The following is a 22,184-nucleotide window of genomic DNA, read 5'->3' on the forward strand; positions in this document are numbered from 1 at the left end:
ATTAGTTTTTCACGACTTGTATCCGTTGAGTTATCATGACCATGCCATCTCCACGCATGATGACAGCAGAAACCCATTGACTACCGGGAACAGCTGGTGCGCGTCCAACTTTAAAAATTCCACCAGATGTAAGTAATTCTAAATCCACAGGTGTAGGAGTCAGCAATTTGTCTGGTTTAACAGGTTCTTCTAACGCTGTTCCTAATAAATAATCATCACCTAAAGGTTCTTGGACAATCGCGTCAAGATTAAACTGCTGACCAACTTTGACTTGCTGTGGTAACTTGAACTCTACTTTAGGTGGCTTGGTACCAGAAGTCAATTGAGTACGTTCAGACAAAATGTCTTGGCGGATAATTTTGCCTCCTGCAATGTGCTGGCGTGACCTAATCGTCGCATTGAAGACCGAGTTTTCACGGTTAAAAGAAGGCATGCCAGTGATATTAGTTACTGTGTCGGCAACAATGGTATTACCTTCAGATTTCCAAGATTGTACCTGAGTGCTGTACTTCAATTGGGGGTATCGCTGCCAAAGTGCAGTTAAAGCTTTTTCCATATTTTGATGAGTTAAGCCGTCTGAGTGAGTGAAATTAGGACTGTAGAACTGCATAACTGCTTTGATATTACGTTGGCTTGCTGCTGCATCAATTTGCGTCAACAAGTTTTTCAGTTCAGCAGGTGTGTTTTGAGGAGCATTTTGAGGTGTGTTTTGGGGTATATTTTGGGGTGTGTTTTGGGGTGTATTTTGGAGTGTATTAGCTTGAGCAGATTTCCAACTCGTTAATAAACCGAGTGTCAGCAGTGAAGCAGGTGTGTTTTGAAGTGTGTTTTGAGGTGTACTAGCTTGAGCAGATTTCCAACTCGTTAGTAAAGTGAGTGTCAGCAGGGAATAAACTAGCAAGCGAGTCGGTTGCAACATTGTTTGACGTTTGTGTAAAAAGGAAGCAAAATTTGGCATGAGTAATAATTGGCAACTTGACGACAGAAGGGATGGAAGTTGTTTTATTTTAGGTTAAGCTAAGCGCTAACAGGGTGGAGAGTTGATGATACAAACCCCTATACGGTTATTAATAGCTGCTAGTGGGACTGGTGGACATGTGTTTCCGGCGATCGCACTAGCTGAACATTTGAGCGATTATCAAATCGAATGGCTTGGTGTTCCCAATCGATTAGAAACTCAGCTTGTTCCCAAGCAGTATCGATTGAATACGATTGCGGTTGAAGGTTTTCAGAAAGGTTTTGGAATTTCTTCACTTCGCACTTTAGGAAAACTGATTGGTTCAATTTTAAAAGTCAGGAAACTTTTACGACAAGGAAATTTTCAGGGAGTGTTCACGACAGGGGGTTACATTGCTGCACCTGCTGTCATTGCAGCGCGTTCCTTGGGTTTACCTGTCATTCTCCACGAAGCGAATGCCTTACCAGGTAAAGTCACTCGCTTTTTGGGACCTTGGTGTAGTACAGTGGCGGTGGGTTTTGAAGCAGCTTCTCAATACTTACCTCGCGTCAAAACAATTTACACTAGTACTCCCGTACGTTCTCAATTTTTGTCAGAAGAAATTGAAGCATCCTTGGATCTCCCTATTCCTCAGGATGTTCCTGTCATCGTTGTCTTTGGTGGTAGCCAGGGAGCAGTTGCTATCAATAAGCTGGTACGACAGTCTGCCAGTGCTTGGTTTGATGCTGGTGCTTGGGTTGTGCATTTGACAGGTGATAAGGATCCTGAAGCTGAGACTTTGAAACATCCGCAGTATATTTGTGTACCATTTTATGATAATATGGCTGCTTTACTGCGAAGAGCGAATTTAGCAATTACTCGTTCGGGAGCAGGTAGTTTAATCGAAATGGCAGTGTGTGGAACACCAGCAATTTTGATTCCATACCCATTTGCAGCAGAAGACCATCAGACTTACAATGCAAAAGTTTTTACCTCTGTTGGTGCGGCGAGCATGTTTCAACAATCAGAGTTGACGGCTGAAGTTTTGCAAAGTCAGGTATTGGATTTGTTACAGCATCCGGAAGAGTTGCGAAAAATGGGAGAGGCGGCGAAGGCGATCGCAACTCCTGATAGTGCAGAAAAATTAGCACAGCTAGTGCGTGAGGTGGTGGAGAGGTAACAATTCAAAATTCAAAATTCAAAATGGGCTGCGCCCCGCTGCGCTAACAAAATTCAAAAAGAAACGCAAAAGACCAACAGATCAGTTACCTAACTCACGATGAACTACGTAGACAAGATAAATCATGTCCTCAAACCTGCATTTTCTCGCAGTCCACTGGTGGTAGACTTATTTGCTGGCTGTGGTGGTTTATCTGTTGGGTTTGAAGCACAGGGATTTGCAACTCACGGGTTTGAAATGGATGCTGATTCCTGTGTTACGTATAGAAAAAACTTAAAGGGAAACTGTACTCAGGTTGTCCTCACACACCAGACAGAATTACCATCTGCCAAAGTACTCATAGGTGGACCACCTTGTCAACCTTTCAGTGTCGGAGGAAAACAAAAAGGTCTACAAGACTCACGAGACGGATTTCCAATTTTTCTGAGTGCAGTCAAGAGGCTTTGTCCTGAAATTTGGTTGTTTGAAAATGTTCGTGGACTTCTTTATAAAAACAAGTGGTATTTAGACGAAATTGTTCAACAGTTCCAGGATTTAGGATTTATAGTTGAATGGAAATTATTAAATGCCGTTGACTTTGGTGTTCCTCAAAATCGAGAACGTCTTATAGTAGTGGGACACAAAGGCAACTTCAAATTTCCTAAACTATTCGAGAAAAAAGTGAGTGCTGGCGAAGCTTTAGGAGAACTTGCGTTTTTAGCTCCAGAAGAATCCAAGTTTCTCACACCTAGCATGGATGAATATGTAGCAAAGTATGAAAAAGCATCTTTTTGCAAACGTCCCCGCGATCTTCATTTAGATAAACCAGCAAGAACTTTGACCTGCAGAAACTTAGCTGGTGCAACAGGTGATATGCACAGAATTAAATTACCATGTGGTAGGCGGCGACGTTTGTTTTTAAGAGAAGCTGCTAGATTACAAAGCTTTCCAGATTGGTTTGAATTTGCAGGAACACAAACAAGTTGTTTTAATCAAGTAGGTAATGCAGTACCACCATTATTTGCATTTTATTTAGCTGGAAGTGTTAGAGATTATCTGCAATCTCGTTGCGGATTGTCTCCAAGCGAGATAGAACAACGTCAATCACCGACACAAGAGTTGCGAAAAATGGGGGAGGCTGCGAAGGCGATAAGCCAGAGGCTTGACACTCCGCGTATCGCAACTCCTGATAGTACGGAGAAATTAGCACAGTTGGTGCGTGAGGTGGTGGAGGGGTAAAAAAGGGCACTTATAACCTATAAATTCACCTGGGATTTTAGTAGATTTTCCTATAGAGAAAAAGGCTTGGTAAGGAGTTATTCCATTGATAACTTCTGTTTCGCTTAAACCAGTACCATTGTCAAAGAACATAAACCCTTGATACTGTAAGAGGGGGTAAATCTCAATTCTTGATGCTTGAGCATCATAAGAGTTAGATATCAACTCACGGATTACTTCACAAGGATCTTTGCGATTAACTGAAAGCTCAGATAGGACATGTGTATAAGATATATCTGGATACTGCGCCATGCAAACTAGATTATAATTTCGAGCAAAGGCTTACTGAAAATATTATATACAAGTAAAACATGATTGTGTAAATATACTGATAAAAATGTCTGCAACGAACCCTAAAACAATTGCAAGATTGTGTTAGATTTTGTAAAATTAATACATAAATTAAGATTAGTTAAGATATTTGGTGATAATTGAAGGAATATTTGCAATTCGCTGTCAAACAAATGTCTGAACAAAAGCCTATTAATCCTTGGAAATACAAACCGTGGTGGTGTCAGCCTTGGTCTATTCTTCTCACAGGTGTGACGCTGATAAGTGGTAGCTGGGTCATATTTAGGACAGTTTGGTTAACTATTCTTGTCTGTGTACCAGTACTAACATGGATGGGTTTCTTTTTGATAATTTGGCCCCAACTTATGATCCGTAGTGGGATATTGGAGTCGTATGAAGATTAAGGACAGGATATTGTGGATGTTGAGAGACTGTACATTATTCGTCTGTGTTTAAAGATGTATTGTCAAAACCCATAGACTGCAACATTCTTTCTCGCTTCTTGCGTGCGATTTCTTGCAAGTCAACAGTTTTATCAGTCTCATCGACAATCTCACCAGTGATGACTTCAAGCACATCTTCCAAGGTGACTACACCAGAAACGTTCCCGTATTCATCTACTACTACTGCCAAATGTTCATGGGCTTCGAGAAAGTTTTTAAGCAGTTTATCTGCCCGAATTGTCTCAGGAACAAAGCAAACTTTTCGAGCTAGATGAGAAATTTTTTGATTTTCCTTTCCTTCAACCAAGGCTGTCAATAAGTTCTGTTTTAAGGCAAATCCAATAACTTGATCAATCGAATCATCAATCACAATAATCCGGGTATGTTGTGAGGTAATAATATCTGTTTTTCCCTCGGCAAGAGTCAAATTGCCACGTATATGTGTCAGCATAATTCGAGGTGTCATCAAATCAGCAGCTATCAAATCATTTAATCGAAACACTCGTTGAATCATTTCTGCTTCACCGCTTTCGATAATTCCCTCCTGTTGACCGATATTCGCCAATAGCTTTATTTCAGCTTCGTTCGTTGTTGGTCTTTTTTTACCTTTGGAAAAGGGCGCAGTAACAGTTTCTAGAATCCAAACTAAGGGTGTGAAGACAATAGAAAGTCCAGTCACAGGTAAAGCTGCTAGTATGGCTATTTGTTCGGCATAGCGCTCTCCAATTGTCTTCGGGATAATTTCACCAAAGATTATAATTAGGAAGGTCAAGACTCCTGAAAATACACCTAACCAGGTGTCTCCTAAGACTTTAGCAGCAATACTACCTGTGAGAATACTGCCAATAATATTGAAAGTATTGTTGAGTATTACAATAGTCGCAATCGGTCGATTCATGTTTTCGCGAATCGCCAAAAGTGCGACAGCTGAAGGGTTTTTTGACTGAGCTAATTGTCGTACTCTAAGCTTGGAAACAGAGAACAGCGCTGTCTCTGTACCAGAACAAAGCGCTGAACCTAAAATCACAGTCACGACTACAATAACAAGCTGTAGCATATCATTTGTCAACTGAACTCACTGCATCCCTGAATGTAGGGACTACCTCGCCGCAGAAAAATTGGTGTGGAAATCGAAAGTTCAAAATCAATTCACCACTTGAGCGCCATGACTGCGGGGATCATCTTGACTATTTGTTGGTGTTGTTGGTGCAACTGGTGCATTAAATTGCGAAACTCTCCCACTTGCTTGAGCATAAGGCAAAGGCGAATCCGCAACCAAGGCTTCTAAGTTACTAGATAAAATAGTGCGGGGTTGATCACCAATAGCTTGGGCGATCGCCTCCCCTTTCTGATTGAGATACACAAAATGGGGAATACCATCGACTCGATATTGCAACATCTCTGGCAGCCACTTTGTATTATCCACATTCAGCATGACAAAATTGACTTTGCCAGCATACTGCTGTTCTAGTTGCCCGATATCTGGTGCCATTTTTTGGCAGACAGTACACCAATCAGCATAAAACTCCACAAACGATGGCTTACCATTGGTTAAAGCAACTTCTAAAGGTGTAGACTGCTTATCTAACTGAGACAGAGTTGCAGAGGTTGTCTCAGTTCTGAATCCCAAAATTAAGGCTACGCTAAGGGCGATCGCCACGATTGCGATCAAGAAATTTCTCAAGCGCGCCCCACTCTTGGATTCTGATGTTTCTTTTGAATGAACAGGTGAATCGGTACTCATAAGAAATTTCTTAAAACTTATTAAGTATTGTCTTCTCCAGTTTAACGTCCTCGTGATCTATAGTTGGTATTCTTGGCGGTTTGTAGATTCACAGATCTAAAATATGAATGTATCCCTAGATGCTTGGGAAATCCACTCAATGAGACTGTGAAAAAACGAGTCACTCTTTCTTTCCCCAAACGTGTCGTCCAAATGCCAGTCACTTACCGATTGGCAAGAGATTTCAACGTTGCTGCAAATATTATTCGCGCTCAAGTTGCACCAAATCAAATCGGTAAACTAGTGGTGGAACTTTCAGGAGATATTGATGAATTGGATGCAGCGATTGAGTGGATGCGATCGCAAAACATCACTGTCTCCCAAGCATTAGGAGAAATTGCCATTGATGAAGACTTGTGTGTTCACTGTGGCTTGTGTATCGGAGTTTGCCCAACAGAAGCCCTTAATCTTGATCCCCAAAGTTATAAGCTGACGTTTACGCGATCGCGCTGCATCGTCTGCGAACAGTGTATTCCTACTTGTCCTGTGCAGGCAATTTCAACGAATCTATGAACAAGGCAGATGAACCACTAAAAAGAAAGTCCCAGTTAGGCAAAGATAGCTTTTTCATCAAAGCGCAATAAGGCTGATCTGACATTTGGTGCCAAGGATTTGAAGATTTCAGCCGTCTTACGGGGAATAAACACTTTTGAAAACATAATTATAACAAACAAATTGCCCGAAGGCAACAAACCACCAAAACCCAGTACAGACTTGATGCCAAAGGGAATCACAAAAGACTCTTGGGCAGGAATGTAGGGGCTTTTTAGTGCTACAGGTACATGAAATACGTTAAGTTTCTTCTCCTCAGTTCCCACCATCAGTTGGCGAGAGGATCTGATAACCGTACTCACATCTAAGCCGAACTGTTGGAGCAGTTGTGAAATCATCGGAAACTGTGCAACCACATCTTCACTAACCAAGGGGATAACCTTATGTCCAACGGAAGTATGTCTTGAGTTCCATTCCGGTTTGTCGCCAATTGTTGCCAGCATCATCAAGCACTTCATAGTCAAATCTGGGATATAGCCCAACTGACTAAAGACTATCTTGCTCAATTCTGCATCAAGCTTGTCATAAGAGTGCGTCTTAAAACAGCGAATGAGAGCGCAGGCTGGAGCACCAGTTTGCTCGTCTATTAGAGATTCGTATAAATACCGAACAATTTTGTTACTAGCAGCCTCCATGCTTTCTACGCCCAAACCGAGCTGGCACAGATCCAGCCCACATTCAACCATATCTGTAAATGTAAAGTTTGTTAGACTGCGCATCTAAGCACCTCTGAGAGTCACCAAATTAACTTTGGGCATAAAATAATCAAGTAAAATTTTTATGCAAATTGTAGCAATTCTTTACTTAATGAGTGGTGATCATACTCACTTGTAGTTCAAGCCAAAGTTGAAAATACTAGCTCATATTGAAGATGCGATTGTTCTCTACATCGAAGTTCTGCAAGAGCAAGGTGAGCCTATTTCAGAAAACAGAGTTGAAGTTGTGCGTTTATGAGTAAGCTGAGTAAAGATGTGAAGCACATTAACTCACTTGTGCTAAAGAACTTCAGGTTAGAATTTCGCGACTCACGCAAGGCTTTAACAGCAGATACTGGAACTGCAATCACTGCAATTGACTCACCCAGCGCGTTGAATACATACTTCATTGCTCAAGCAATTGCCTTACTTGAGCTAACGCTTCTTCCCCAGGAATTGGTTGTGTCCAACCACTTCGGACTTCATCTCGCCGTCTTTTTGCCTCTGTAGTATAGCTGTGATGCAAGATTGTCCGACTTGAGACTTCAACCACAAATCAGGTCAACTTCATTCCGTAAAATCTCTTATTCAACTCAACCCTTATTCAGAGGGCGTAGACGCGTTTGCGCAGCGTCCCCTTAGGGGCTAGCGGCTTGTCGTCAGACATCGCCACCAATACCGTTTAGTTGAGTGTTAGCATTTGGATGAAGTCACCGAGTAAGTGTTGAGTAATGACAGTGGCAAAACCTCAAGCTGAATCTAAGCGCAAAGTACTGCTGTATCCTGGCGAAGATGGTTATTTTGTCGTTGAGGTACCGAGTTTACCAGGTTGCATTAGCCAGGGGAAAACTCGTGAGGAAGCTGTAGCGAATATTGAAGAAGCGATCGCTCTTTACATCGAAGTTCTGCAAGAGCAAGGTCAGCCTATTCCAGAAGATAGAGTTGAAGTTGTACTAGTATGAGTAAGCTGCCTGTCATTTCAGGTGCAGAATGTGTTAGAGCACTACAGCAAATCGGCTTTGTCGTAAATCGGCAGCGTGGAAGCCACATCATTTTAGTTCGCGAAGAACCTAAAACAATAGTTACTGTACCAGATCATAAGGAGCTAGATCGAGGGACTTTACGTGCTATCATCCGGCAAGTGGGTTTGACCGTGGACGAGTTTGTTGAACTACTGTGAGCAACTGAGGGCGATCTGCAAAAAGCGCGTAGCGTGCGCTTTGCGCCTAAGGCAAGCGAAGCTATCGCCCCACCAATTATGGGGGGTTGGAAGCTGTAACTTGATTTCTGTACACATCTGTACATTTCTGGTCATTTTGTACAGGTCTCGTCAAACGAGACCTGCTTATATGGCATATTCTGCCAACCTGATTTCTCAGTTAAGTTAGCCTCGACAATGATTTAAGAGCTTGTTAGGAAAGCGGCACTACAGCTATAAACCTGTTTGCTGATTTCTTAACCGCCTTCGACAGTGCTACAAACTGGCGTTCATTTGTAGGTGTCATGACTCAAAAATCGTAGACCGCGCTATCGCGCCGCTGCGAAGCGCGAAGGTCTTAGTCTGCACGCTCCGACTTTGTACAGATATGTCTAGCTTTTGCTAGTTTTGTATAGGTTTTTCGGAGCGGCTTCTACTCTGTGCGACTCTTCCAATATCCAGGCTCTCGACTGCAATGCATCACAGCCAAAATGAGGATGTAGTCTTGCTCAATTGTATAAAGAATTCCATACGGGAATTTTCGCGTCAGACATCGCCGAATATCCTCATCAATGGCGCGCCATCGAGTTGGAGACTCTCTAATTCGATAGATTGCATCCTCAACCGCATCAATAAAAGCCTGCGCTACCTCAGCACGGCGCTCTGTATAATATTGGACAGCCTCAGCATATTCAGATATTCAGTCAGCGCCTCAGGATGAAATACATACTTCATTGCTCAAGCAATTGCCTTACCTGAGCTAACGCTTCTTCCCCAGGAATTGGTTGGACAGAACCACTTCGGACTTCATCTCGCCGTCTTTTTGCCTCTGTAGTCCAAACTGCCTGAATTGCTGGATGAGTGTCAAATTCCAAGCTTTCTACCAGCTTCTCAGCTAGGAGTGCCCTTGATGCACTGGCAAAGATAGGACTTCTTCTGTCAGTTGCTCAATTGAACGCATTGTCAATACATAAAATATTGAATCCTGCTCACAGTGTAACAGCGATAAGCTGGCATCAGTTACGTATGCACTGTTGTGAAGCACATCAACTGGCTTGTGCTAGAGAGCGTACAGTTAAGATTTCGTCGGCACGCAAGGCTTCAACAGCAGATACTGGAACAGTAACCACTGCAATTGACTCACCCACCGCGTTGAATACCTCCAGTACACAACCATTTTCTCCACCAGTAGGATGAGGAACGAAATCAATTAACGTTGCAATATCACCCGCTTTAAGCTGATATTCGCTCAAGTCGAGAGTTAAAGCAACCTCCTTATACAACTCAAGTGTCATGGTGAGACTCCTTACGAGGTTTGAGGGTGACAAACTGAAATTTGCCGTCACTTTGTCGTTGTAGCCAAATTGTAACAACTGACAAGTTCACTCCATTAAGGCCGTTCAAATCTCCTTCAACACGATAGAAGATGCCATATTCATTAGTTCCATCTTCCACAGCTTCGACCAACTCAGCAAGTGACTTAATAGCTGTCTGTAATGCTTCCGGATTTTCTTGAGTGAATCCAGCCTGCGCTAGAAACTTAGACTTATCGTTTCTTGCTTTGTATACCAGCAGATAGCGGGTTAGTTTGTCGTTTGGAATAATTGCATCTGCTGGAATTTTCACACTGAAACCTCATTTCCTTTGCTAATTCCAAGACTGCGATCGCCTGCTCATGACTGACACTAGGAAAATGGTCTAGAAACTCATCAAGCGAATCACCTGCTTCAAGATAATCAAGCATGGTCTTGACAGGTACACGAGTGCCAACAAAAACAGCAGTTCCTCCCAATATATCGGGGTCGCTATGAACAACAGGCGCTATGGATCTCATAACAGCAAAAGCTTATCGCTAACGGATAACTTATTGATCCTAGCCCACGACTGCCATAACTTAACTCTTACTCTTATTCAGAGGGCAATACCGCGCACCGTGGAAAATACTATATTCAATACATTAGGGCAGTAACTCGAAGTACTCACAGTGTTTTGGACGAACCAGAGTAAAGTCACGGCGATCAAGAGTGAGTATAAGAGTGATGTTTTCTCTTTCTGCGAGTGCGATTATTGCTGCATCCGTAAAATCAAGTTGACTATCCGCATACTGCTCCAATATCTCATTAACTCGTTCTATATCGTTTAATGATAGTGATTCGAGTTTTGTGTCACTAGCTCTAAGCTTGAGTAGAAAACGACGCATTACCTGATGTCCTAACCTTGATGCGATTAGGTAACAAATTTCAGGGAGAACAGCAACAGGTAAAATGAGTGGCTCACGAATCGTTTGAGCAATGGTGAGAACACGAGAATGATTGCGGTCACCCTGATCTGTTAGCGCGAATAGGAAACTGGTATCTAGTATGGCTGTCATGCAAGATTGTCCGGCTTGAGACTCCAACCGCGAACCGGATCAACTTCATTGCGTAAAATCTCTTCATCTCGCTCTGAAAGGTCATTTTCAGCGGAAGTTCCTAGTCCTGCAATCGAAAGTAAAAAGTCAGAACTGCTATTCTCTACCTCTATGTGCTTGGTTGATTTGTAACGAAGATAGTCAACAAAACTAGCAAGTTCACTCAATGCCTCATTTGGAAGGGCGTTAATTATCTCAATCAATTGCTGCCGTTCGATAGTTGATGGATTCATTGTTATAACACAACGTTGCAATATCACCTGCTCTGAGCTAATCCTCGCTCAAGTCGAGAGTTAAAGCAACCTCATACAACTCAAGCGTCATGACGAGTATAAGTTAACATGGTGCAGCACTGACTCAAATCTTAGAACGTTATGGATCTGTTCAAACCTATCGTACCTGAAGAACAGCAACACCCCAATTTCCGATTCATTACACAACCACAATTGTGTAACCCAGAACTTGAAGTTATCAAGGGTTGGGCAGATGGGTTTATTGACCGAGATGATAAGTTCGTTAAAGAGTTTCAAACAACGTTTAACTCCTCATTCTGGGAGTTGTATCTCTTTGCCTGCTTCAAAGAACTTGGTTGTACAGTTGACTTTTCGTATGAGACACCAGACTTCGTAGTTAGTTCTCCTTATGGGGAGTTTATTGCAGAAGCAACTACAGCTCATCATCCAAACGGTTTTCGTCCAGAATGGGAGAAAAATATTGAATTATTTGAGAAGACCAGTAAGGAAGATATCCTGAGACTTGCTACTATTAGATTGTCGAATGCAATCTCATCAAAATACAAAAAATATATTTCCAAATACTCCAAACTTTCTCACGTTCCAAATAAACCGTTTGTTATCTGTGCTGCTCCTTTTGAACAACCATTTTTCTTTTCTCAAGATTCTCTACCTATTGTTCGAGTTCTTTACGCCTATGAGGCAACTTTGACAGTTCCAGGTAATCAGGAAGGTGAAATTATTATCGTTGGTGAGTCAAGAAGTTTCCGTGTCCAGAAAAGCCCAGGTGTAGATATTCCTTTGGGATTATTTACTGATAGTAGAATGGCTGATGTAAGTGCAATCATCTTTAACAACAGAGCAACTTTCTCTAAAGTTCGCGCTCTTGCAAAAGAAGGAAGTTACCCGATAATTTTTAGTGGAGCTAGAGTAGTTCAAGCAGAGAATGTGACAGGATTACGACCATTCTTTGAGCCGAGACCAAACTATCAAGAAACGGTTCTTGATGGTCTTCATATCCTTATTAATCCATTCGCAAAACATCCTCTCGATTTGAGAATGTTTGAGAATAGAGAAGTTGCGATACATAACTACGATCCGCAAACAGATAGCTATCTCTCAGAACTGCCCGATGGCTTTTTACTTCAGAGAATGTGCCAAAGCATAGTTTCTGGAGAGAATACTGTAGAGTTCAAACGCTCTCTCAGCGAAAAGCCTTATCAAGAATTGAGTCCTGAAATTTGGCAAGAGAGTAAATTAATCTACGTCGGTGGACAAAATGGACCTTTTCGCGATAATCACATGGCACACTACCGTAGATGGACGGTTGTAGTATCTTGTGACTCAATTGATGAAGACTGGGGCGCACAGGCAGTCAATAGCCTCTGCTATAACATCCCACAATATATGCAGGCGAATCGGGACGACAGCATAGCCTCCACTGGTATTCCAGAGTGGTTTCCAACAAAAGAGGAGGCTTATGCTGCAATCAGGCGTAAAATCGACCAAATTTCTGAACAAGAAAATACAAATATGATCTAATAAAGTAGGGGCAGTGCGTCTAACTCATTATTAAACGGAGTTTTTCTACGTATTATACTGCCTTCTGTCTTCTGCCTTACAACTTCCTCACCACCCACTGCGTCACAGGCACCATCGGCTTCCACCCCAAAAACCCGCCAATAGGAGCAGCCCTTTGCACAGCAACACGAATTAACTCCCCACCTACCTGATTGTGCCATTGCAACAACTTCTGCTCACTTTCAACTGTCACAGCATTAGCAACAAAACGCCCACCGGGACACAAAGCTTCCCAACACACCTCGAATAAACCTTCTGCCGTTGCACCACCACCAATAAAGATGGCGTCGGGTTGGGGCAAATCTTTCAATGCAGCGGGAGCTTTGCCTGCAATAATTTGTAAATGAGGTGTACCAAGAGCGGCGGCGTTGTCAGCAATATATTGTAGTCGAGTGGAGTTTTGTTCTATGGCGATCGCCCGACACCGAGAATGACTGCGCATCCACTCAATACCAATAGAACCACACCCTGCACCCACATCCCACAACAATTGTCCCGGCGTGGGAGCTAAAGCAGAAAGTGTTATTGCTCGCACCTCGCGCTTAGTTAACTGTCCATCATGATGATACGCATCATCTGGTAGTCCTGCCAGCCGAGGTAACGGTACGACTCCAGCATCGGCAACACACTCTACAGCGATGGTATTCAAATCAGCTATTTCTGTTGTTGTCCATGACGCGGCTGTGCCTGCGATAATTCTCTCCTGAGAACCGCCCATGTGTTCTAGGACGGTAATTTTACTACCACTAAAACCACGCTTTGTCAAGATACCAGCGACAATTGCCGGGGTGTCCTTGCCTTCGCTTAAAATGAGAAGACGCGCTCCTGGGTAGATAGCGGTTTGGATGAGAGCAGGGGGACGAGCGTTTAAGCTTAATGTCTCTACTTCGGTGAGTGACCATCCTAGTCTGGCACAGGCAAGGCTGAAGGATGAAGGGGCGGGGATGATAGTCATCTCAGAAATGGGTATGTGGCGGGTGAGAGTGACACCGATACCAAAGCACATGGGATCGCCACTTGCTAAGACGCACACAGATTGACCCCGGCGACGGAGAATTTCTTCTATCGAATGACTAATGGGGGAAGTCCAAATGAGTTTTTCTCGTGAATCGTCTGGTGGTAACATGGCAAGATGACGTTTTCCCCCGACGAGAACTTGTGCATGCTCAACTAAAGAACGGGCGATGGGCAAAGCCCCGCCAGAGGCGAACGCACTCAATCCCGATAGCCCATCCTCACCAATACCCACAACTGATAACCATTTCTGCATCTAATGATTGATGGAAAAATTAAGAAGATTTGGCAAAAAGAGGTATGGCTATTATCTCATGCTAAACTACACAAACTTAGAGTCGGGAAAGTCCGGTGAAATTCTGGCACTGTGCCGCAGCTGTAATGGGTAAACCCTAGTCAGAATACCGACTCTAAGGGTGTCTTGTAGACACAATGATTATCTGCTCTCCGCGTCGCACGGGGAAGGAGTTGTAAACGTGTCTGGTTGTCCTGGTCTTTTTTATCAAACGTCCGCGCGAGACGGTACATTATCTCGCATCCGCATACCTGGAGGAATATTGACGAGTCAGCAGTTTCGTGTGATAGCTGACTTAGCTGACGAGTTTGGAGAAGGTTACACGAATATTACCAATCGTGCCAATCTTCAAATCCGTGCAATCCGCAAAGAAATTCCCGGTAATGTTTTAACAGTCCTACAGGAGATTGGTGTAGCTTCAGCTATTCCAGAGATTGACCATTTGCGTAATATCATGGGTAGCCCCACGGCTGGGATCAACTTATACGAACTTATTGATATTCGACCGCTCATCTGTGAATTAGATAATTATATTACCACTCACGCCGAGCTAGCACCACTTTCACCGAAATTCAGTGTCGCATTTGATGGCGGTGGTTCTGTATCGATTGGCGATCGCCCCAACGATATCGTCTTGAGTGCAGTTATGGTTGATCATAACGTTTACTTCCGCCTCAAACTGAATTTGAGTACATCAGTGTTTGAACCATTGATAGATACAGGCATTCTGTTGAAACCAGAGGAGTGTATTGAAATTGTGGCTGCATTAGCAAAAGTCTACTTGCAGCATCTAACAGTAAAGACTGAAAACACAATTCCTCATCGCAAATCTCGTCAGCCGCGTCTTTGGGAAATTTTGAACAATTTAGGTATAGAAAGATTTCTGCAAGAAGTTGAATCTCATCTTTCCTATCCAGTGCGGCGGGTTTTCCAGGAAAAAGAGACAATAGGAGGAGACAAACAGACAAACAGACAAGGGGAATTCTCTTTGTCGCCTTCTGACTCACTACAAGTGAACCCAATTCGATATAAGCACATAGGTGTCCATCCCCAACGACAGAAAGGATTATCCTACATTGGTGTTGTGGTACCCGTTGGTAAGTTAGACACTTGGCAAATGCGTGGTTTAGCGGATATAGCTGAAACCTACGCTAGTGGTACACTGAGACTGACACCTTGGCAAAATCTCTTGATATCAGATATTCCTCAACAGTGGATTCCCAATATACAAAGTAAAATCGACAATTTAGGATTGCATTGGTCTGCAACTCACATTCACAGTGCTTTAGTTGCTTGCGCTGGTAATACAGGATGTGCGTCTTCAGCAACAGACACCAAAAGTCATGCCCTTGCATTGGCTGAATATTTGGACAGTCGCCTGATTCTCGACCAAGCAATCAACATTCACTTCACAGGTTGCGAAAAATCCTGTGCTCAGCATACCAAGAGCGATATTACCCTTGTTGGTCTCAATATTGAAAATAAAGGGGAAGTGGTGGAAGGCTATAAAGTCTGCGTAGGTGATGGTAATAGTAACGAAAAATTTGGACGAGAAATTTACAGCTGGGTACCTTTTACAGAATTACCCCAATTGGTAGAACGGATGCTGCAAATATATATAGCAGAACGTAATACTCCCAATCAATCATTTCGGGAATTCGTCAACCAGTATATTATTGCAGACTTGCAACAATTATTTGAGAAAAGAGAGTGGTTAGTGGTTAGTAAACAAACAAACAACTAACAACTACTTTCTTCAATACTACAAAATTACCTATCTTTATTCTTGGCGTCCTTGGCGTCTTGGCGGTTCGTTTAACAATTAACAAATGACTATTAACTATATAAAAAACGGTAACGAAATATATAGCAAATCCTTTGCCATTATTCGTTCTGAGGCAAATCTGTCTGTGCTTGCTCCCGATGTCGCAAATGTAGCCGTGCGTCTCATTCATGCTTGTGGTATGACAGATATTGTTGATGACTTAGTAGCTTCACCAACGGCTGTACAATCTGGGCGTACAGCCTTAGCAGCAGGGGCAGCGATTTTGTGTGATTGTCGAATGGTAGCAGAAGGTATTACGCGCCGACGACTACCAGCAGACAATTCAGTCATTTGCACTCTCAATCATCCTGATGTGCCAGAACTTGCTCAAAAATTGGAAACCACCCGTTCTGCTGCTGCTTTGGAATTATGGTTACCAGTATTACAAGAGGCAGTGGTAGCAATTGGCAATGCACCTACTGTTTTGTTCCGGCTATTAGAAATGTTAGACGCTGGAGTTCCAAAACCGGCGCTCATTCTGGGTTTTCCCGTTGGGTTTGTGGGAGCGGCAGAGTCGAAAGCAGCACTGGCAGCAGATAGTCGGGGTGTGCCATTTATGACATTGCATGGACGACGGGGTGGGAGTGCGATCGCCGCCGCTGCAGTTAACGCCTTAGCAACGGAGGAAGAATGATGAACAAAGGTCGTCTTTACGGAATAGGAGTCGGTCCTGGCGATCCAGAACTTCTAACACTAAAAGCACTGCGGCTATTACGTTCTTGCCCAGTGGTGGCCTATCAATCTGCAGACGATAAAGAAAGTATTGCTAGAGGTATTGTAGCCCAATATCTGCCTGGCAATCAAATCGAGCTACAGTATCATCTTCCCCGCGCTCTTGATCAGTATGCAGCACAACCGATTTATGATCAGGTTGTCATTCCTATAAAAGAACATCTTACCGCCGGACGGGATGTGGTGGTACTGTGTGAGGGTGATCCGTTGTTTTACGGCTCCTTCATGTATGTGTTTACACGACTATCTGACCAGTTTGAAACAGAAGTTGTGCCAGGAGTTTCTTCACCGATGGGGTGTGCTTCTGCACTAGGAGTACCTCTGAGTTATCGTAACGATGTTTTTAGTGTACTACCAGCCCCCTTACCAGCCGAAGTTTTGGAAGCACAATTGTTAAATGCTGATGCTGCTGTCATTATCAAGCTGCGACGGCATTTTACAAAAGTTCGTGATGTGTTGCATAAATTAGGACTGGCGTCACGGGCGCGTTACATTGAACGAGGGACGATGGCAAACCAGCGAGTTGTTTCCTTGGATGATATGGATCCATCCCAAGTGCCTTATTTTTCGATGATTTTGGTGCCCAGTAAAAGTCATTTATAAGTGAGGTAGAAAACAGCAACAAAAGGAGGAAAATAGATGACTCAAACCCTACGCAAACTAGTCACATTTCAAGAATTTGTGGAGTGGAAACCAGATGGAAAACGCTATGAACTGCATGATGGGGTAATCGTTGAAATGTCGCAACCATTGGGAGATCATGAAGACATTGTTGGATTTTTAGCGGAAAAATTCACTTTAGAATATGTTCGCCTTAATCTTCCCTATTCCATACCCAAAACAGCACTAGTTAAACCACCTGAAAGTGAATCAGGTTACTCACCAGATGTGTTGATACTAAATCGTCCTAATTTGGCAACTGAACCACTTTGGAAAAAGGAATCTACTGTAACTCAAGGTGCATCAATTCCTCTGGTGGTTGAAGTTGTGAGTCAGTGCGTTGCGCGGGTTCCCCGCGTTGAAGCAACTGACGAACCCGTAAGGGTTAGTACCAATTGGCGTGATGATTACTACAAAAAATATGGTGAGTATTCAGGAATTGGAATTCCTGAATACTGGATTGTAGATTATCTTGCTCTTGGCGCTCATAAGTTCATTGGTAACCCCAAACAACCTACTATTTCTGTTTACTATTTGGTGGAAGGTGAATACCAAGTTACCCAATTTAGGGGAGATGATGCGGAAGCCGCCACCTTCGGTGAACGCATCCAATCCCCAACATTTCCAGAACTTAGCTTAACTGGCCAACAAATTTTTCAAGCTGGGAGTCATTCTTGAGTTTAGTCACTCAGATATATAGCAATCCTATTTGAGTTGTGAGATTTGTTTTAACAAACCACAAAAGATATAAACAGGACTTACGCACAGACACGAAACAAACCGGGTTTCACAGACAGAGATTTATGGCTAAAACGACAATTTTTCGTAAAGAAACCCGGTTTCTGCGTAAGTCGTAATAAAGAACAGGAAGAGAAATTCTCGCAAATGATTTTGGACTGCTATAGCACTTTGTATTTCTATCGTTAAATGCCCAGTCTTTTCTATGCAACTCACTAGTTTGATAGAAAAGACTGAGCGGTCTGTAAATGAACAAAAAAATTGTTTAATGATTTCTATCGTGATAAAGACGTAGTGCAAAAGCTCCCGCTGGGGTTTCACGGAATTTTTTGATCTCAGATATCAATTTGGATGGCAATTCCTCCAAGCTAGCAGAACTCATTGGATGTTCTGGCGGTCTAACAACGGGAGCAGCAAGCGCCGCAAAGGTGAGATCAGCAGCAGAAAAGTTGTTTCCAACTAAATAAGTACGTCCATCTGCTAATAATTCGCTCACTTGCTCAAAAATACTGTTGATTTGTTCGTAAGCTTGTGCAGAAGATTCTGGGGTTATATTTAGTTTCTGCTGAACAATTGAACGGACTGTAGGAAAAACGACTGGAAATAATGCCCGTTCAATAAAGGGCACACCATTAGACCATATACGTTTCATCAACTTAGAATTATTCATGAAATGAAAATAAGCCCAACGTCGTGTAGCAGGTCCAAGCTGCTCGTCAAATAAATCTTCTAGTTGTTCTACTTGTTGGCGTGAGTCAGAGTCAGTGGAGTATAACTTGGCGTTATCAGGGGCAAGTTTGTCCAAGTATTGTAAGATATCAGTTGAATCTGTTAAAGCACCATCTTCAATGATCATAACAGGAGTTGATTTTCCACCAACTCGACCTGTTGCTAATAGATGAAATGGTGGCATATGAGGTTCTTCAATGTAAGGAAGTTTCAGTTTAGTGAGTGCCCATCTTACTTTTTCACAATAATGACTGATAGGGAGTGTAATCAGACGAAAGGGTTTTTTGTTACTAGTCAGGGTATGAGACAACATATTGATATTGGATTGGTTATTTTCTGTGTTCATAAACTTTGCTTTACCCATTGAATGAGATTTTGTAATTCTTCTTGCAGCATGTGTCTAACATTCTCTTCTGATGGAAATATCTTTTGCTCAACTTCTTTTTTGTACTGTTCTATTGCTTGAACAGTCAGAGTTTGATAATCCTGATATTTTTTTGCCAGTCTCAGTTGACGAGGTGTGATTCCTAAAATGTCGTTAACAATGAGAACTTGTCCATCAGTAAACCGACCTGAACCAATACCAATCGTAGGTATTTTTACCTTGGAAGTGATGATTTGACCTAGCTCTTCAGGAATCAGTTCAAGTAAGAGTACAGATATTCCAATTCTTTCTAGAGTGAGCGCACCTTCAATTAATTCTTTAGCTTGTTCAAAACTTTTTCCTTGTACTTTCTTCTCTTGTTGAGTTTGTGGAAGCAAGCCAAGATGACCGCACACTTTTATATCATTTTCAATCAGATGCTTGACAATTTCTTCTCGAACACCTTCTAACTTAATAATGTCCGCTCCACTTGCTGAAAGTTTTTTGGCATTTTCTAAAGCTTGCTTTGGAGTTTCATAAGAAGCATAGGGCAAATCAGCAAGAATATATGCTTCCGATACTCCTCGTCGAACAGCTTTGAGATGATGGACTATATCATCCATCGTGACTTCCTGCTCACTGTCGTAACCTAAGATATTTGTTCCTACGCTGTCACCAACAAAAATGACATCTACCCCAGCTCTATCTTGCAACAGCGCTGTAGGATAGTCATACGCTGTAAGCGCTACTATTTTCTGATGATTTTGTTTTTTGGCGAGCAAGTAAGCTGAGTCTTTTTTCATAAGAAACTCTTTTGGTTTAATTGTGCCTGAGCTATCTCCCATTCTGTACTTCCCACGAAAATAGTTGCTCCACTTTCCAATTGAGTATTTGCAGCACAATCAACAATAGCGTGGGCAAAGTCTTCAACGCTAGGGAGAGAACCTGCCTGTTTGCGACGGGACTCTATCATACCAGGGTTATGCCGTTGCATGAGTTTTGGGGTGATAGTGCCTTCAATTAGGTCGCCACTGACTACTAGCAGTTTAATACCTCTGGTCGCCAGTTCCGCTATACGAGATCGCACAGCCTCCTCGCCAGCTTTTTTGCTCTGTGCCACTGGCTCGTATACTATCGGAGAAACAGGCTTCTGCCCGTAAAAGTGTGCAAGGTGACTAGTCACAAAAATAATGCGTCCACCTCTTGGCATTAGTGGCAACGATCGGTCAACGGCACGGACTTGGGCTACATGGTTGAGTTGCATAGCATAGTCAATTGCTTTATCTTTTTCCAATCCTCCCTCCGGGTTCACCAGATACCTGCGGAGGGAGACCCTCCCGCAGTACTGGTTCACCACTCGCGTTCAGGATAAGCAGATCAAGGCGTGCAAACTTCTCCTCTACAAGCTTTATCATTTTCTTCATATCGCTTTCACTGGTCATGTCAGCTTGAGCCACCAGGGCACGGCGACCAATGGAACGTATTGTATTGGCGACTTCAAGAGCACGTGAACTTTTGCTGTGGTAGTTAATGACTACATCGGCACCACGTTCAGCTAATATGCGGGCGACGCTTGCGCCTACACCTCGTGATCCTCCCGTCACCAACGCCACCTGACCACAAAAATCACTCATTGCTTTCCTCTCATTGAACTATGATTTTTCACTCCGTCTTTTTTCAGACTGAACGGTCTTTTTTTGAGCCAACGAAACTCAAGCAAGTTTACTTGCTTTAAATGCGCAATTGACTGTTGAGGTAATTAGTCAAATGATTGATTGCTCGCTCAAGATGAATTGAATCTCCATAAAGCTTGCTCATCATTGCAGCTCCTTCAAGTGTGGAAATAATAATGGTGGTCACTTCATCTGCATCAACTGTTGAGTGAATTTCACCTTTTTCTATTCCTTTTTGGATAATTCGATAAAAAAGCTGACGCCAAGAGTTCATCGCTTGTTGAGTGCGTTTACGCAAAATAGGATGAGCGTCATCACTCTCAACAGCAGTATTCAGAAGGGGACACCCTCCCTTGATGATTGGGTGATTTATATTGCTGTTAAATACATCAAAGATAGCTTGCAGGCGCTCAACTGCATGACGCTTGGTTCGGATTGCGGCTAAATAATGCTGTCTCAGTTGGGCGATCGCAAAGTCAAAAGCTTGCAGTGCTAGTTCATCTTTGCTTTTGAAGTGGTTGTATATCCCTCCTTTCTGCAATCCTGTGACACGCATAATGTCTGAAATAGAAGAGCCAGCATACCCCTGTTGATTAAACAGTTCGGCTGCTTGTTGAAGAATTTTCTCTTTTGTTTCTTCGCCTTTAGACATGTACGTGTTTCCGACCGATTGGTCTACTTCACTATAAATGGAAATATTGTTTTTAGTCAAGCCCAGATGTAGAGACTGCTGACTGTCTTGTAGTTGCGCAAAGAGCGCAACTACAAGTTTTATCCCGTTATTTTATTAAGCACACAGAGTCAGGATTTGTTCAACAACCTGAGGATTAACGTCCTGGTGTTCGCCCAAAGCTACATAAGTCAGATATTGAGTACCAATCAGCGAAGAGATGCCGATTATTCGTCGCTTCTGGCGGGTTATCTTCGGTAGAAGAATTGATGTCAATCCCAAACTCGTGATTCCAGATTTAAGAGGAATTCGACAAGCAATAACTTATGGTTTTGGCTTTAGCATGCTTCCTGATTATCTGTGTCAGGAATGGGTACAGACAAATCAATTAACGCTAATTCTTAAACCTGCAAAGTCTGTCACCAATCACATCTGGCTTGCTTTCAGAAAATCTGAAAGACAAGCGCAGAAAATCAAGATGATGTTGGGTATATTTCGTAGTGACAACAGTTTTTATAGTTAAAAAAGTTTAATGATGGTAATATCAGTGCTTCAGCTGTTAACTACAACAGACAATTGTTGCTAATATGAGTGAGTCACAATGATACAGGGGAAATTGAAAGATGGAAGTCAGTGCGCGTAATGCTTTTAAAGCTACTGTGAAAAAAGTCGTCGAAGGAGCTGTTAACAACGAGGTAATATTGGAAATTGCTCCAGGAGTAGAGGTGACTTCAATCATCACTAAGTCCTCAGTGGAAAAGCTTCAACTGACTGAAGGTAAGAAGGCATACGCCATTATTAAATCTTCAGATGTGATGGTTGCCGTTGATTAAAATTTCTATTTAATAAAATTCTGAATAATTCAGAGACGACAGTAGAAACTTCCAAAGCCCTCTCTACAATGAGGGTTTTATCTACGAATAT

Annotated in this window: 27 protein-coding genes, 4 pseudogenes and 1 riboswitch; of the genes and pseudogenes, 13 read left to right on the top strand and 18 right to left on the bottom strand. The window is 42.6% G+C overall.

Annotated features, from left to right (window positions below):
* Window position 1 precedes the first annotated feature (1 nt).
* Entirely contained in the window at window positions 2-958 is a 957-nt protein-coding gene (locus DP117_RS18680) for a nuclear transport factor 2 family protein (RefSeq protein WP_169219777.1), read from the bottom strand.
* Window positions 959-1,043: 85 nt separating this feature from the next.
* Between DP117_RS18680 and murG the strand changes: the two genes are divergently transcribed.
* From murG to DP117_RS18700, 3 genes are all read left to right on the top strand, one after another.
* Window positions 1,044-2,117, top strand: a complete 1,074-nt coding sequence (murG, locus tag DP117_RS18685; protein WP_169219778.1) for an undecaprenyldiphospho-muramoylpentapeptide beta-N-acetylglucosaminyltransferase — start codon at window positions 1,044-1,046, stop codon at window positions 2,115-2,117.
* A gap of 99 nt (window positions 2,118-2,216) precedes the next feature.
* Entirely contained in the window at window positions 2,217-3,335 is a 1,119-nt protein-coding gene (locus DP117_RS18690; protein ID WP_169219779.1) for a DNA cytosine methyltransferase, read from the top strand.
* A 503-nt stretch (window positions 3,336-3,838) separates the two neighbouring features.
* Window positions 3,839-4,069, top strand: coding sequence for a DUF6737 family protein (locus tag DP117_RS18700; protein WP_169219781.1), 231 nt, complete (start codon window positions 3,839-3,841; stop codon window positions 4,067-4,069).
* A gap of 34 nt (window positions 4,070-4,103) precedes the next feature.
* On the opposite strand, the gene DP117_RS18705 is transcribed toward DP117_RS18700, so the two are convergent.
* Complete coding sequence (locus tag DP117_RS18705) at window positions 4,104-5,165, bottom strand: hemolysin family protein (protein ID WP_169219782.1); 1,062 nt, start codon at window positions 5,163-5,165, stop codon at window positions 4,104-4,106.
* Window positions 5,166-5,252: 87 nt separating this feature from the next.
* Window positions 5,253-5,852, bottom strand: coding sequence for a thioredoxin family protein (locus DP117_RS18710; RefSeq protein ID WP_169219783.1), 600 nt, complete (start codon window positions 5,850-5,852; stop codon window positions 5,253-5,255).
* 147 nt (window positions 5,853-5,999) lie between these two features.
* Between DP117_RS18710 and DP117_RS18715 the strand changes: the two genes are divergently transcribed.
* Complete coding sequence (locus DP117_RS18715; RefSeq protein ID WP_169219784.1) at window positions 6,000-6,404, top strand: NIL domain-containing protein; 405 nt, start codon at window positions 6,000-6,002, stop codon at window positions 6,402-6,404.
* Window positions 6,405-6,439: 35 nt separating this feature from the next.
* Here DP117_RS18715 and DP117_RS18720 read toward each other — a convergent pair whose 3' ends face one another.
* On the bottom strand, window positions 6,440-7,162 hold the full coding sequence (locus DP117_RS18720) for a hypothetical protein (RefSeq protein WP_169219785.1): 723 nt from the start codon (window positions 7,160-7,162) through the stop codon (window positions 6,440-6,442).
* A 382-nt stretch (window positions 7,163-7,544) separates the two neighbouring features.
* Window positions 7,545-7,652, bottom strand: a pseudogene (locus tag DP117_RS37270) (acyl-protein synthetase); the annotation flags it as partial.
* A gap of 217 nt (window positions 7,653-7,869) precedes the next feature.
* Here DP117_RS37270 and DP117_RS18730 point away from each other — a divergent pair.
* Together DP117_RS18730 and DP117_RS18735 are read left to right on the top strand one after the other, a co-directional pair.
* The gene (locus DP117_RS18730; RefSeq protein WP_169219786.1) at window positions 7,870-8,100 is read left to right on the top strand and encodes a type II toxin-antitoxin system HicB family antitoxin; all 231 of its coding nucleotides are present in this window, start codon (window positions 7,870-7,872) and stop codon (window positions 8,098-8,100) included.
* On the top strand, window positions 8,097-8,318 hold the full coding sequence (locus tag DP117_RS18735; RefSeq protein WP_169219787.1) for a type II toxin-antitoxin system HicA family toxin: 222 nt from the start codon (window positions 8,097-8,099) through the stop codon (window positions 8,316-8,318). The genes DP117_RS18730 and DP117_RS18735 overlap by 4 nt, the downstream gene beginning before the upstream one ends.
* A gap of 451 nt (window positions 8,319-8,769) precedes the next feature.
* Here DP117_RS18735 and DP117_RS37275 read toward each other — a convergent pair.
* From DP117_RS37275 to DP117_RS18770, 7 genes and pseudogenes are all read right to left on the bottom strand, one after another.
* Window positions 8,770-9,071, bottom strand: a pseudogene (locus DP117_RS37275) (type II toxin-antitoxin system RelE/ParE family toxin).
* Window positions 9,068-9,297, bottom strand: a pseudogene (locus tag DP117_RS18745) (addiction module protein). Before DP117_RS18745 ends, DP117_RS37275 begins: the two co-directional pseudogenes overlap by 4 nt.
* An 85-nt stretch (window positions 9,298-9,382) precedes the next feature.
* Window positions 9,383-9,631, bottom strand: coding sequence for a DUF4926 domain-containing protein (locus DP117_RS18750; protein WP_169219788.1), 249 nt, complete (start codon window positions 9,629-9,631; stop codon window positions 9,383-9,385).
* Window positions 9,621-9,962, bottom strand: coding sequence for a DUF6883 domain-containing protein (locus DP117_RS18755; protein WP_169219789.1), 342 nt, complete (start codon window positions 9,960-9,962; stop codon window positions 9,621-9,623). Before DP117_RS18755 ends, DP117_RS18750 begins: the two co-directional genes overlap by 11 nt.
* A 10-nt stretch (window positions 9,963-9,972) precedes the next feature.
* Window positions 9,973-10,170: pseudogene (locus DP117_RS18760) on the bottom strand (DUF433 domain-containing protein); the annotation flags it as partial.
* 123 nt (window positions 10,171-10,293) lie between these two features.
* The gene (locus tag DP117_RS18765) at window positions 10,294-10,707 is read right to left on the bottom strand and encodes a PIN domain-containing protein (RefSeq protein WP_169219790.1); all 414 of its coding nucleotides are present in this window, start codon (window positions 10,705-10,707) and stop codon (window positions 10,294-10,296) included.
* Complete coding sequence (locus DP117_RS18770; protein WP_169219791.1) at window positions 10,704-10,979, bottom strand: hypothetical protein; 276 nt, start codon at window positions 10,977-10,979, stop codon at window positions 10,704-10,706. Before DP117_RS18770 ends, DP117_RS18765 begins: the two co-directional genes overlap by 4 nt.
* Window positions 10,980-11,120: 141 nt before the next feature.
* Here DP117_RS18770 and DP117_RS18775 point away from each other — a divergent pair, with 141 nt between their 5' ends.
* Window positions 11,121-12,521: a glycosaminoglycan attachment site gene (locus tag DP117_RS18775; protein ID WP_169219792.1), complete on the top strand. Its 1,401-nt coding sequence runs from the start codon at window positions 11,121-11,123 to the stop codon at window positions 12,519-12,521.
* A gap of 76 nt (window positions 12,522-12,597) precedes the next feature.
* On the opposite strand, the gene cbiE is transcribed toward DP117_RS18775, so the two are convergent.
* Entirely contained in the window at window positions 12,598-13,830 is a 1,233-nt protein-coding gene (gene cbiE / locus DP117_RS18780; RefSeq protein WP_169219793.1) for a precorrin-6y C5,15-methyltransferase (decarboxylating) subunit CbiE, read from the bottom strand.
* A gap of 62 nt (window positions 13,831-13,892) precedes the next feature.
* Window positions 13,893-14,002: riboswitch (cobalamin riboswitch) on the top strand.
* 48 nt (window positions 14,003-14,050) lie between these two features.
* Here cbiE and cobG point away from each other — a divergent pair.
* The 4 genes from cobG to DP117_RS18800 all read left to right on the top strand — a co-directional run bounded on the left by cobG (window position 14,051) and on the right by DP117_RS18800 (window position 17,764).
* Complete coding sequence (gene cobG / locus DP117_RS18785; protein ID WP_169219794.1) at window positions 14,051-15,613, top strand: precorrin-3B synthase; 1,563 nt, start codon at window positions 14,051-14,053, stop codon at window positions 15,611-15,613.
* A gap of 85 nt (window positions 15,614-15,698) precedes the next feature.
* Window positions 15,699-16,328: a precorrin-8X methylmutase gene (locus tag DP117_RS18790; protein WP_169219795.1), complete on the top strand. Its 630-nt coding sequence runs from the start codon at window positions 15,699-15,701 to the stop codon at window positions 16,326-16,328.
* Window positions 16,325-17,029 (top strand): precorrin-2 C(20)-methyltransferase, encoded by a 705-nt coding sequence (locus DP117_RS18795; RefSeq protein ID WP_169219796.1) that lies wholly within the window; start codon window positions 16,325-16,327, stop codon window positions 17,027-17,029. Before DP117_RS18790 ends, DP117_RS18795 begins: the two co-directional genes overlap by 4 nt.
* A 36-nt stretch (window positions 17,030-17,065) precedes the next feature.
* A complete protein-coding gene (locus tag DP117_RS18800) occupies window positions 17,066-17,764 on the top strand; it encodes a Uma2 family endonuclease (RefSeq protein ID WP_169219797.1) in 699 nt (232 codons plus the stop codon).
* A 325-nt stretch (window positions 17,765-18,089) separates the two neighbouring features.
* Here DP117_RS18800 and DP117_RS18805 read toward each other — a convergent pair whose 3' ends face one another.
* The 5 genes from DP117_RS18805 to DP117_RS18820 all read right to left on the bottom strand — a co-directional run bounded on the left by DP117_RS18805 (window position 18,090) and on the right by DP117_RS18820 (window position 21,242).
* Window positions 18,090-18,899: a glutathione S-transferase family protein gene (locus tag DP117_RS18805; protein WP_248277715.1), complete on the bottom strand. Its 810-nt coding sequence runs from the start codon at window positions 18,897-18,899 to the stop codon at window positions 18,090-18,092.
* Entirely contained in the window at window positions 18,896-19,720 is an 825-nt protein-coding gene (gene panB / locus DP117_RS18810; protein WP_169219798.1) for a 3-methyl-2-oxobutanoate hydroxymethyltransferase, read from the bottom strand. Before panB ends, DP117_RS18805 begins: the two co-directional genes overlap by 4 nt.
* Window positions 19,717-20,211, bottom strand: a complete 495-nt coding sequence (locus DP117_RS36330; RefSeq protein ID WP_248277716.1) for an SDR family oxidoreductase — start codon at window positions 20,209-20,211, stop codon at window positions 19,717-19,719. Before DP117_RS36330 ends, panB begins: the two co-directional genes overlap by 4 nt.
* Window positions 20,198-20,521, bottom strand: coding sequence for an SDR family NAD(P)-dependent oxidoreductase (locus DP117_RS36335; protein ID WP_339381316.1), 324 nt, complete (start codon window positions 20,519-20,521; stop codon window positions 20,198-20,200). Before DP117_RS36335 ends, DP117_RS36330 begins: the two co-directional genes overlap by 14 nt.
* A gap of 127 nt (window positions 20,522-20,648) precedes the next feature.
* Entirely contained in the window at window positions 20,649-21,242 is a 594-nt protein-coding gene (locus DP117_RS18820) for a TetR/AcrR family transcriptional regulator (RefSeq protein WP_169219799.1), read from the bottom strand.
* Window positions 21,243-21,480: 238 nt separating this feature from the next.
* On the opposite strand from DP117_RS18820, the gene DP117_RS18830 reads away from it, so the two are divergent.
* Complete coding sequence (locus DP117_RS18830; protein ID WP_169219800.1) at window positions 21,481-21,783, top strand: LysR substrate-binding domain-containing protein; 303 nt, start codon at window positions 21,481-21,483, stop codon at window positions 21,781-21,783.
* 100 nt (window positions 21,784-21,883) lie between these two features.
* A complete protein-coding gene (locus tag DP117_RS18835) occupies window positions 21,884-22,093 on the top strand; it encodes a molybdopterin-binding protein (protein ID WP_169219801.1) in 210 nt (69 codons plus the stop codon).
* Window positions 22,094-22,184 lie beyond the last annotated feature (91 nt).

Source organism: Brasilonema sp. UFV-L1 (assembly GCF_012912105.1).
Taxonomy (GTDB): Bacteria; Cyanobacteriota; Cyanobacteriia; order Cyanobacteriales; family Nostocaceae; genus Brasilonema.